At 75.3% G+C, this 10823-nt stretch carries 9 protein-coding genes; 3 read left to right on the top strand and 6 right to left on the bottom strand.

What is annotated here, in order from left to right; genetic code table 11:
• Positions 1-26 precede the first annotated feature (26 nt).
• Positions 27-773 carry a hypothetical protein gene (locus IE308_RS21065; protein ID WP_190219121.1) on the bottom strand — a complete coding sequence of 249 codons (747 nt, stop codon included), beginning with the start codon at positions 771-773 and terminating at the stop codon, positions 27-29.
• Position 774: 1 nt separating this feature from the next.
• Complete coding sequence (locus IE308_RS21060; RefSeq protein ID WP_110628195.1) at positions 775-1317, bottom strand: sigma-70 family RNA polymerase sigma factor; 543 nt, start codon at positions 1315-1317, stop codon at positions 775-777.
• 330 nt (positions 1318-1647) lie between these two features.
• On the opposite strand from IE308_RS21060, the gene IE308_RS21055 reads away from it, so the two are divergent.
• Positions 1648-2664 carry an aspartate-semialdehyde dehydrogenase gene (locus tag IE308_RS21055; RefSeq protein ID WP_110628196.1) on the top strand — a complete coding sequence of 339 codons (1017 nt, stop codon included), beginning with the start codon at positions 1648-1650 and terminating at the stop codon, positions 2662-2664.
• A 13-nt stretch (positions 2665-2677) separates the two neighbouring features.
• Here the strand turns inward: IE308_RS21055 and IE308_RS21050 are convergent, their stop codons facing one another.
• Positions 2678-3163 carry a DUF1203 domain-containing protein gene (locus tag IE308_RS21050; protein WP_190219120.1) on the bottom strand — a complete coding sequence of 162 codons (486 nt, stop codon included), beginning with the start codon at positions 3161-3163 and terminating at the stop codon, positions 2678-2680.
• Between the two features lie 4 nt (positions 3164-3167).
• A complete protein-coding gene (locus IE308_RS21045) occupies positions 3168-4355 on the bottom strand; it encodes an MFS transporter (protein ID WP_229908981.1) in 1188 nt (395 codons plus the stop codon).
• Between the two features lie 108 nt (positions 4356-4463).
• Here IE308_RS21045 and IE308_RS21040 point away from each other — a divergent pair, with 108 nt between their 5' ends.
• Both IE308_RS21040 and pepN read left to right on the top strand, forming a co-directional pair.
• Positions 4464-5378: a LysR family transcriptional regulator gene (locus tag IE308_RS21040; RefSeq protein ID WP_190219118.1), complete on the top strand. Its 915-nt coding sequence runs from the start codon at positions 4464-4466 to the stop codon at positions 5376-5378.
• Between the two features lie 15 nt (positions 5379-5393).
• Positions 5394-8006 carry an aminopeptidase N gene (gene pepN / locus IE308_RS21035; RefSeq protein WP_190219117.1) on the top strand — a complete coding sequence of 871 codons (2613 nt, stop codon included), beginning with the start codon at positions 5394-5396 and terminating at the stop codon, positions 8004-8006.
• 299 nt (positions 8007-8305) lie between these two features.
• On the opposite strand, the gene IE308_RS21030 is transcribed toward pepN, so the two are convergent.
• Together IE308_RS21030 and IE308_RS21025 are read right to left on the bottom strand one after the other, a co-directional pair.
• On the bottom strand, positions 8306-9817 hold the full coding sequence (locus IE308_RS21030) for a M14 family zinc carboxypeptidase (RefSeq protein ID WP_190219116.1): 1512 nt from the start codon (positions 9815-9817) through the stop codon (positions 8306-8308).
• Positions 9818-9891: 74 nt separating this feature from the next.
• Positions 9892-10806 carry a LysR family transcriptional regulator gene (locus IE308_RS21025; RefSeq protein WP_190219115.1) on the bottom strand — a complete coding sequence of 305 codons (915 nt, stop codon included), beginning with the start codon at positions 10804-10806 and terminating at the stop codon, positions 9892-9894.
• Positions 10807-10823 lie beyond the last annotated feature (17 nt).

Raw genomic sequence — 10823 nt, 5'->3', positions numbered from 1 at the left:
CGGGTTCCGGGCGCCCGCCCTTCGCGTCACGGGCAGGGCAGGCCCTGGGCGGCCGTCAGCTGGTCGGTGAGGGTCTGCCGCTCCGGGGCGATGGCGGTCTCGCCGCTGATCCACAGGTCGGCGATCAGGGCCTCGCGCTGGAGGCCCACCAGGACGTGGTCGCCGGCGCGGGGCGCGGGCGCGGTCTCGTCCTCGACGGTGACGGTCACCGTCGGCGCGGTCCGCTCGGGCTTGTAGGCCCGGGTGACGCGCAGGGTGACCCGGTGCCCGGCGGCCCCCGGCACCCGCCGTACGTCCGTCACGTCGCCCTCGGCGATCAGCGCGGCGCAGGCGAAGTACTCCGGGTTGTCGAACCGTCCCCCGAAGGCCGGCTTGGCGTCCGAGGCGGTGGCACCGGTGGCGCTGTCGTCGCCGCCTCCCGTGCCGTTGCCCGTCTGCACCACCAGCCAGCCCAGCAGGGTCACCACGGCACCGGCCGCGGCGAGCCCGAGCGCGGCGGGCAGCAGCCGGCGGCGCCGCACGGGGCGTACGGCCCGCACGGGGGCCGGTTGCTGCTCCGGCGTGTCCTGCGCGGCGGGCGGTCCGGCCAGGGCGTCGCCCAGGGCCGTCAGCTCGCGGCGCAGCAGCGCCACGTCCGCCTCGGCCGCGCGGCGCCCGGCGAGGTACGCGGCGTCGGCGCCCGGCGGCGCCGGCTCGTCCATCAGCACGGCCAGCAGGGGGTCCAGGCCGTCCTGGCCGTCCAGGCCGTCCCGGTCGTCGTGTCCGGCGGTCACGTCACACCACCTCGTCCTCGTGCAGGCGGGCCCGCAGGGCCCGGACCGCCGTGTGCAGCCTGCTCTTGACCGTGCCCTCCGGCACGCCCAGCTCCTCCGCGATGGACCGCACCGGCAGGTCGGCGTAGAAGCGCAGGACGAGGACCTGACGCTGGGCGTCGGGCAGCTCGTCCAGGCCCTGGGCGACGGCGAGGGACAGCAGGCGGGTGTCCTCCCCCTCCCCCGGCACGTGCTCCGGCGGACGCAGCGCGGCCAGGCGCTCCCCCAGCCGCTCCTGGCGGCGCTTGGCGCGGTGCCAGTCCATCGCCAGGTTGGAGGCGACGACCGCCGCCCACGCCGAGACGTCCCGCGGCGCCTCCCGGCCGCTCGCGGCCCGCTCCAGGAGCCGCAGACGGACCTGCTGTACCCCGTCCGGCAGGTCCGCCTGCGGTACCCCGCCGAGCGCGAGCACCGCCCGCACCCGGCGTTCCTGCGCCGCGTCCAGCGGATCGCCGGCCGCGGCGGCGTACGCCTGCGGGCCGCGCCTCGCTCTTCTGCGCAGCACAAGCCACCCCCCTCACCGTGTTTCTCCTACGACGCCGCGGCCCGGCGGAACGTTCACCGGGTCCCGGCAACGGCCGAGAGGCGTACGTCACACCGCGTGTGGCCGAGGGCCCGGTGGGCAGGCGAGCTTGCGGCGCGGGACGCCCGGAGGATGAATTCCTGCAGCTCAGCACGGGTCCTGGGGAAATTTCCGGAACCGGGGCCGGGCTCGGCGCGTCCCATTCCTCGGGCACCGGCCGCAAAGAATTGGACAGGCGGGCCCGGGTCGGCCGCATGATGGAAAAGCCTCGTTGGACAAGCCCGTCAAGTGGGGAAAGCAGAGGGAGTCGCCGTGAGGGTCGGAATCGTCGGAGCCACCGGTCAGGTGGGCACGGTCATGCGCAGGATCCTCAAGGAGCGGAACTTCCCGGTCGACGAGCTGCGGCTGTTCGCCTCGGCCCGCTCCGCCGGCACGGAGCTGGACGGCGTCACGGTGGAGGACGCGTCCACCGCCGACTACACCGGCCTGGACATCGTGCTGTTCTCCGCGGGCGGCGCCACCTCCAAGGCGCTGGCGGAGAAGGTCGCCTCCCAGGGCGCCGTCGTGATCGACAACTCCTCGGCGTGGCGCAAGGACCCCGAGGTGCCGCTGGTGGTCTCCGAGGTCAACCCGCACGCGATCGCGAACCGCCCCAAGGGCATCATCGCCAACCCGAACTGCACGACGATGGCCGCGATGCCGGTCCTGCGGCCGCTGCACGCCGAGGCCGGCCTGGAGGCGCTGGTCGTCGCCACCTACCAGGCCGTGTCCGGTTCGGGGCTCGCGGGCGTGGCCGAGCTGCACGGCCAGGCGCAGAAGGTGATCGCCGACGCCGACAAGCTCACCCACGACGGCGAGGCCGTGGACTTCCCCGAGCCGGGCGTCTACAAGCGCACCATCGCCTTCAACGTGCTGCCCTTCGCCGGGAACCTCGTCGACGACGGTCTGAACGAGACCGACGAGGAGCAGAAGCTGCGCAACGAGTCCCGCAAGATCCTGGAGATCCCCGGTCTGAAGGTCTCCGGCACCTGTGTCCGCGTGCCGGTCTTCTCCGGTCACTCCCTCCAGGTCAACGCCCGGTTCGCCCGCCCGATCAGCCCGGAGCGCGCGACCGAGCTGCTGAAGGACGCCCCCGGGGTCGAGCTGTCGGACATCCCGACTCCGCTGCAGGCGGCCGGCAAGGACCCGTCGTACGTCGGCCGCATCCGCCGCGACGAGACGGTGGACAACGGCCTCGCCCTGTTCATCTCCAACGACAACCTCCGCAAGGGCGCGGCGCTGAACGCCGTGCAGATCGCGGAGCTGGTCGCCGCGGAGCTGAAGGGCTGACGGGCCAGGGGGGCTACGGCCTCCTGATCTCGTAGTAGAAGCAGCCGTACTCGACGGCCCGGACGTGGACCAGTGCCACGGCCGGGTCGTCGAACGCTTTCTGCACCTCGCGCTCGCCGAAGCCCTCCTCGACCAGCTCGCCGCCGAGGATGTGCCCGTCGGCGGAGTAGCGGCGCAGCACGCGGTGCGCGTTGGTGAAGGCGAGGCCGTCACCCTCCGGGCCCGGGCACTCGTCGGCGTGGATGAAGACGGGGCCCTGTTCGTCGTAGGGCCCGGGCCGGGCGCCGGTCTCGGCGGCCCAGCGGCGCAGCGGGGCGTACGAGACCAGCGTGATGCGCTCCCCGACCCGGCTGTGCCGCAGGCAGCAGCGCAGCGGGGCGCCGCCCTCGTCGTCGGTGAGCGGGGACGGGACGCGGCCCGCGTCGTCGGTGACGCGCAGCTCGGCGAGGGCGTCGGGCGGGATGGGACGGGCGGTGTAGGTGCTCGTTTCGGTGGTCATGGTCTCAGGCTCGCGCTCTCGCCCGTCCGGTACCGGCGGGATTCGGACGTCGTGTCCGGGCGCGGGCGACGGCCGGTACGGCGAGCAGGGCCAGCGCCCCGCCGAGGGCGAGCACCGCGGCCGGGCCACCGCTGTCGGCCGTCCGGCCGCCGAGGAGGGCGCCCAGCGCGATGGCCGTGTTGAACACGCCGGCGAAGAGGGCCGAGCCGGCCTCGCGGGCCTGCGGGGCGGCGCCCGAGAGCAGGTTCTGGGCGGAGACGGAGACCCCGCCGTAGAGCAGCCCCCAGACGGTGAGCAGGGCGGCCGTCGCGGCAAGCGAGCCCCCTGCCGGGACCAGGGCGAGGACGACCGTGCCGAGCCCGGCGGCGATGGCGAGCAGCGCACGCCGCGGGTCGCGGGCGGCGAGGGCGCCGCCGGTGAAGGTGCCGGCGACGCCGGCGAGGCCGTAAGCGAGGAGCAGGGCGCTGACCGTGCCGGAACCGAGCCCGGGCACCCGCTCCAGCACCGGGCGGACGTAGGTGTACGCGGCGAAGTGGCCGGTGACCAGCAGCGCGACGGCCAGCAGCCCGCGCCGTACGGGCGGGGTGCGCAGCAGGTCCGGGAAGGTGGCGAGCCGTACGGGCGCCTCGGGCGGCAGCGGCGGCAGCGCGAGGGCGAGCGCGCCCGCCACGGCGGCGGAGAGCACGGCGAGCGCGGCGAAGGCCCAGCGCCAGCCGGCCAGGGCGCCGAGCCAGGTGCCGGCGGGTACGCCGAGCACGGAGGCGACGGCGATCCCGCTGAAGACGACGGCGGTGGCCCGCGCGGCGCGCTCCGGCGGCACCAGCCGCGGTCCGAGCCCGGCCGCGACCGCCCACACCCCGCCGATGCACACCCCGACCAGGGCCCGGGCGAGGAGCAGGACAGCGAGGTGCGGGGCCAGCGCGCAGAGCACGTTCGCGGCGGCCAGCAGGAGCAGCAGCCCGGCGAGGACGGTGCGGCGGTCGGCCCGCCGCACGGCGACCGGCAGCAGCAGCGAGGCCGCGGCGGCGACCAGCCCGGGCAGGGTGACGGCGAGTCCGGCGGTGCCGGGTGAGACGCCGAGCCCGGCGCCGAGGGAGGTGAGCAGGCCGACCGGCAGCATCTCGCCGGTGACGACGGAGAAGGTGGCGGCGGCGAGGAAGAGGGGACCGGCGAAACGGTGAGTGGAGGACACCCCTTCACCCTTCGGCCCGGCGCCCCGGTGGAACAACGGCGATCTCCTCAACCTTCCATGAGCAGGACTCATCGACGGCGGACGGCCGGGGCGGGAGGGGCGAGGGGCGTGCCGGGACTGGAGATCCGTGAACTGGAGTGCTTCCTGGTACTGGCCGAGGAGCTGCACTTCGGGCGGGCGGGCGAGCGGCTGTACGTGTCGCAGAGCCGGGTCAGCCAGCTGCTGCGGTCGCTGGAGCGGCGGGTGGGGGCCCGGCTGGTGCACCGCACGAGCCGCCGGGTCGCGCTGACCCCGCTCGGCGAGCGGTTCCTGGCGCGGCTGCGTCCGGCCTACGACGGCCTGGCGGCGGCGCTCGCGGAGACGGCCGCGGAGGCGCGGGGCGTGGCGGGCACGCTGCGCCTCGGTTTCCAGGGGACGGCCGACGACCGGCTGACCGAGGTGGTCCGCCGGCTCACGGACCGGCATCCGGGGTACGTCACCGACCTGGTGGAGCTGCCCTACAGCGACCCGTTCGGCGCGGTGCGCTCGGGTGCCGTGGACGCGGCGGCGGTGCTGCTGCCGGTCGAGGAGCCGGACCTGGTGCTGGGCGCGGTCTTCCCCCGGCAGCGGCAGACGGTCGCGGTCGGCGCCGGGCACCCCTTCGCTGGCCGTACGGCGGTGTCGGCGGCGGAGGTCGCGGCGGTGCCGCTGGTGACGCCGGCCGCGCCCGCGCCCGCGTACTGGCGGGCCGCGCAGGCGCCGTCGGCGGTGCCCGGGCCCGAGGTGACGACCCTCCAGGAGGGCCTGTCGCAGGTGGCCGCGGGCCGCGCGGCGATGCTGCTGTGCCGGCCGACGGCCGTCTACCACCGGCGGCGGGACGTGGTGTTCGTCCCCGTGGACGGGCTGCCCGACTCGGTGCTGGGCCTGGTGTGGCACCGGGACGGGGAGACGGAGCCGGTGCGGGCGCTGGCGCGGGCCGTGGCCGCCGGAGGATCGTCGCCCGAGCGGGACCTCACGTGGAAGGATGGCGCAATCCACACATGACGAGGAGATGACCGCGTGCCTGGCACAAACCTGACTCGCGAAGAGGCGCAGCAGCGGGCGAAGCTGCTCACCGTTGACTCGTACGAGATCGATCTCGACCTCTCCGGCGCGCAGGAGGGCGGCACCTACCGGTCCGTGACCACGGTGCGCTTCGACGTCGCCGGTGGGGGCACCTCCCGCTCGAGCGAAGCCGAGAGTGGGGGAGGCGCCACGTCCTTCATCGACCTGGTGGCGCCCACGGTCCACGAGGTGACCCTGAACGGGGACGCGCTGGACCCGGCGGAGGTCTTCCAGGACTCCCGCATCGCCCTGCCCGGCCTGCTGGAGGGCCGCAACATCCTGCGGGTCGTCGCGGACTGCGAATACACCAACACGGGCGAGGGCCTGCACCGGTTCGTCGACCCGGTCGACAACCAGGCCTACCTGTACACCCAGTTCGAGGTGCCGGACGCCCGCCGGGTCTTCGCCTCCTTCGAGCAGCCGGACCTGAAGGCCACCTTCCAGTTCACCGTGAAGGCGCCCGAGGGCTGGACCGTGGTGTCCAACTCGCCGACCCCGGAGCCCCAGGACAACGTGTGGGTCTTCGAGCCGACGCCGCGGATCTCGTCGTACATCACGGCCCTGATCGTCGGCCCGTACCACTCGGTGCACAGCGTGTACGAGAAGGACGGGCAGTCCGTGCCGCTCGGCATCTACTGCCGGCCCTCGCTGGCCGAGTTCCTCGACGCCGACGCGATCTTCGAGGTCACCCGGCAGGGCTTCGACTGGTTCCAGGAGAAGTTCGACTTCGCGTACCCGTTCGAGAAGTACGACCAGCTGTTCGTGCCGGAGTTCAACGCGGGCGCGATGGAGAACGCGGGCGCGGTGACCATCCGCGACCAGTACGTCTTCCGGTCGAAGGTGACCGACGCGGCGTACGAGGTGCGGGCGGAGACGATCCTGCACGAGCTGGCCCACATGTGGTTCGGCGACCTGGTCACCATGGAGTGGTGGAACGACCTGTGGCTGAACGAGTCGTTCGCCACCTACACGTCCATCGCCTGCCAGGCCGCCGCGCCGGGCTCGCGCTGGCCGCACTCGTGGACGACGTTCGCGAACTCGATGAAGACCTGGGCGTACCGGCAGGACCAGCTGCCGTCCACCCACCCGATCATGGCGGACATCCGCGATCTGGACGACGTGCTCGTCAACTTCGACGGCATCACGTACGCCAAGGGCGCCTCCGTCCTGAAGCAGCTGGTGGCGTACGTCGGCGAGGACGAGTTCTTCCGCGGCGTGCAGGCCTACTTCAAGCGGCACGCGTACGGCAACACGCGCCTGTCCGACCTGCTGGGCGCGCTGGAGGAGACCTCCGGGCGCGATCTGAAGGCCTGGTCGAAGGCGTGGCTGGAGACGGCCGGCATCAACATCCTGCGCCCCGAGATCGAGACGGACGCCGAGGGTGTCGTCACCTCCTTCGGCATCCGGCAGGAGGCGCCCGCGCTGCCCGCCGGCGCCAAGGGCGAGCCGGTGCTGCGCCCGCACCGGATCGCGGTGGGCCTGTACGAGCTGGACGAGGCGAGCGGCAAGCTGGTCCGTGACGAGCGGATCGAGCTGGACGTGGACGGCGAGCTGACCGCCGTACCGCAGCTGGTGGGCCGGCGCCGGCCGGCGGTGGTGCTGCTCAACGACGACGACCTGTCGTACGCCAAGGTCCGCCTGGACGAGGACTCGCTGCGGACGGTCACCGAGCACCTCGGCGACTTCGAGGCGTCGCTGCCGCGGGCGCTGTGCTGGGCGTCGGCCTGGGACATGACCCGGGACGCCGAGCTGGCCACCCGCGACTACCTGTCGCTGGTGCTGTCGGGCATCGGCAAGGAGTCCGACATCGGCGTCGTGCAGTCGCTGCACCGGCAGGTGAAGCTGGCGATCGACCTGTACGCCGACCCGGCCGCCCGCGAGACGCTGCTGGCCCGCTGGACCGACGCCACGCTGGCCCACCTCCGGGCCGCCGAGGCGGGCAGCGACCACCAGCTGGCCTGGGCGCGGGCGTTCGCGGCGACGGCCCGCACGCCCGAGCAGCTGGACCTGCTGGAGGGGCTGCTGGACGGCACGCAGACGATCGAGGGCCTGGCCGTCGACACCGAGCTGCGCTGGACGTTCGTGCAGCGGCTCGCGGCCGTCGGCCGGTACGACGAGGCGGAGATCGCCGGCGAGTACGAGCGGGACCGGACCGCCGCCGGTGAGCGGCACGCCGCCACCGCGCGCGCCGCGCGCCCGACGCCGGAGGCCAAGGCGGAGGCGTGGGCGTCGGTCGTGGACTCCGACAAGCTGCCGAACGCGGTGCAGGAGGCCGTGATCGGCGGTTTCGTGCAGACCGACCAGCGGGAGCTGCTCGCGCCGTACACGGCCCGGTACTTCGAGGTGGTCAAGGACATCTGGGAGTCCCGCTCGCACGAGATGGCCCAGCAGATCGCCATCGGCCTCTACCCGTCGGTGCAGGTGTCCCAGGACACCCTGGACCGCACGGACGCCTGGCTGGCGTCGGCCGAGCCGAACGCGGCCCTGCGCCGCCTGGTCTCGGAGTCCCGCGCGGGCGTCGAGCGGGCGCTGCGGGCGCAGGCGGCGGACGCGGCGGCGACCGAGTAGCCGACGCGCGCCTCGGCACACCGGGCGGGTGACCCAGACGGGTCACCCGCCCGCGGTGCGTCCGGGGACCGGTCGGCAGCCCGCGGTGCGTCCGTGGTCCGGTCGGCCGTCCCGGGCGGTGCGGTGGTGCGGCGGCGGGCCGCCACGGTCGGCTGTGCCTTCGGTGCGCCGGCAGACCGCCGGCCTCAGCTGTGCCGTGCCGTGCGCCGGCAGACCGCAGGCCTCAGCTGTGCCGTACCGCGCGCAGACAGACCGCCGGCCTCAGCTGTGCCGTGCGGTGCGCCGGCAGATCGCCGGTCTCAGGTGTCCCGCGTCGTGCACAGGCGGGTCGCCACGTCGAGCATCGTCCGCACGTGCAGGCCCGTCTGCGCGGACACCGGGATCCACAGCGGCCGGTACGTCCTCGTCATCTCCGCGCACCACTCGCGCACCAGCCCGGCGAGCGCGTCCGCGGTGCGCGGGGCGGTGGGGGCGAGGGCGCGGCGCATCATGGCGGCGGCGCGCAGCGGGATGCGGCGGGCGGCGACCCCGAGGGTGGCGAAGTGGCCGCGGGAGCCGGTGTGCTCCTCGGCGGTCCAGGTGGTGACCACGGCCGGGGCGATGGCGAGGAGTTCCCGGGCGGCGTCCCGCAGCGGGGCCAGGCCCTCGGGCACATCGGTGTCGGGGGCGCCGGCGAGGAGGTCGGTGAGCAGCCGGGTGCGCCGCAGCAGCATGCCGGTCAACCGGGCGACCTCGCCGCGCGGGTCGGCCGCGGGCCGGGCGTCGCTCACCGCGGGGACGGCCCAGGCGGGCGCCTCGACGAGCGCGGTGAGCGTGCCGTGGCGGCGCGGGTGCAGCCAGGTGCTGCCGGCGACGTAGCCGCTGGGGTCGCGTTCGCCGGCGTCGTCGGGGTCGGCGGCGCGGCCGGCGGGCAGGTGCAGCACACCGGGCGGGTCGAGCTGCCAGTCGGGGCCGTCGCAGGGGTGGTGGTCGAGGGGGACGCCGAGGCGGGCGGCGGTCGCGCGGAAGGCGGACGCGGCGCCGGGGACGCGCCGGGTCAGCATGGTGAAGGCGCCGCCGACCTCGATGCCGTGCAGCGTGAACTGGACGACGGGCCGCAGGTCGTCGAGGAGCCGCAGCAGTGTCGCCGACTCCGGCAGCGGCGGCCGGTCGTCGCCGGGCGCGGGCAGTGACTCCGGCTGCCGGTCGAACGCCGGCCGGTAGCAGCGCAGATGGCATTCCTCCAGCGAGGGGGCCGGCTCCTCCGGCTGCCAGCCGTGGGCGAGGCGGGCGCCGTCCGGGTCGAGGCAGAGCAGGAGGTGCCAGGTGCAGTCGAGCCGGTCCAGCAGCGCGGGCCGGTGGGCGAGCAGACGGGCCAGGCGGAGCGCGGAGGCGCCGCCGACGGGTTCGTTGGCGTGCGCGCCCGCGACGGTCAGCAGCTGCCGTTCACCGTGCCCCGCGGACAGCAGCCACAGCGGGCGCCCGGCCCGGCTCGTCCCGGCGACCCGCAGCCGTATGACACCGGGCGCGGCGGCGGCGAGCGCCCGGGCCCGCGCCTCCAGCAGGTCGAGCGGCGGGTACGGCACTCGCGGCGCCGGGGAGGCGGAGGCGCGGGGTGCCCGGCCCGCCGGCCGGGCCGGGGCGACCGGGGCGTACGGCGCCGGGGCGGCCGGGGTCCTGGGTGCCGGGGCGGCGGGGACGTCCGCGGTCGGCGCGGCCGGTGGCGGGGGCGCCGGGGAGACCGGCGCGTGCTGCGTCGAGGAGACCGGCGCGTGGTGCGTCGGGGAGACCGAGGGATACGACGATGTCCGCGATGTTCGCGATGTCCGCATCCAGCCAAGCGTCCCGGGGGCCGCTCGGGCGGTCAAGAGCGCGCCCGGACCCACCCGAGGTGAGGGGTGGTGTGTCAAGGGTGCGCGGGTGCGGCGACCGCGCGGAGCGCCTCCAGCACCCGCCCCACCGCGGGCGCGTCCTCGCCGCCCTTGCGCACCGCGGCGACGACGTGCCGCACGGGCCGGTCGGCGGTCAGTTCCCGCATGACCACGCCGTCCCGGCGCCCGGCCGCGGTGCGCGGCACCAGCGCCACGCCCATGCCGGCCTCCACCATGGCGAGGATCGCGGTCCACCCGGCGGCCGAGTGGGCGGGCACGGGGCTGAAGCCGGCCGCCTCGCAGGCGCCCCGGGTGATGTCCGACCAGGGCCCGCTGCCGCCGAAGATCCACGGTTCGGCGGCGAGGTCGGCGAGCCGCAGCTCCGGCGCGGCGGCCAGCGGGTGGTCGCGGGACAGGGCCACGTCCAGCGGGTCGGCGAGCAGCGGCACCAGCAGGAAGCGGCGGTCCTCGGTGGTGGGGGCGTGCGCGGCCAGGGACAGCGCGAGGTCGACGTCGCCGGCGGCCAGCAGCTCGTACGCCTCCTGCGCCTCGGTCTCGCGGACCCGCACGCTCACCTGGGGGTGGGCCGCGCGCAGGCCGCGCACGGCGGGTACGACGAGGGCGGGCACCGCCGTGGAGAACGCGCCGACCCGCACCTCGCCCGCCTCGCCGCGCAGGTAGGCGGCCAACTCGCCGTCCGCGCGCTGCAGTTGCTCGAAGACGGCCTCGGCGTGCCGCAGCACGAGCCGGGCCGCGTCGGTGAGTTCCACACGCCGGCCGCGGGCCCGCAGCAGCGGCACGCCGAGCTGCCGGGCGAGGTTGGTGAGCTGCTGCGACACGGCCGACGGGGTCATCCGCAGCGCCTCGGCGGTCGCGGTGACGGTGCCCTGCTCGCGCAGGGTGCGCAGGATGTGCAGCTTGCGGAGGTCCCAGCGGTCCCGGTCGGCCATGGGGGCAACCTATACGG

The organism is Streptomyces griseosporeus (genome assembly GCF_014656055.1).
Classification (GTDB): Bacteria; Actinomycetota; Actinomycetes; order Streptomycetales; family Streptomycetaceae; genus Streptomyces; species Streptomyces griseosporeus.
Note: the sequence above shows the minus strand (reverse complement) of the source record. Positions and strands in the feature narration are given on the sequence as shown.

Excerpts from the sequence above, each read along its gene's own strand:
- IE308_RS21050 (WP_190219120.1), bottom strand. The coding sequence starts at position 3,163 with ATGACCACCGAAACGAGCACCTACACCGCCCGTCCCATCCCGCCCGAC.
- IE308_RS21030 (WP_190219116.1), bottom strand. The coding sequence starts at position 9,817 with ATGCGGACATCGCGAACATCGCGGACATCGTCGTATCCCTCGGTCTCC.
- IE308_RS21025 (WP_190219115.1), bottom strand. The coding sequence starts at position 10,806 with ATGGCCGACCGGGACCGCTGGGACCTCCGCAAGCTGCACATCCTGCGC.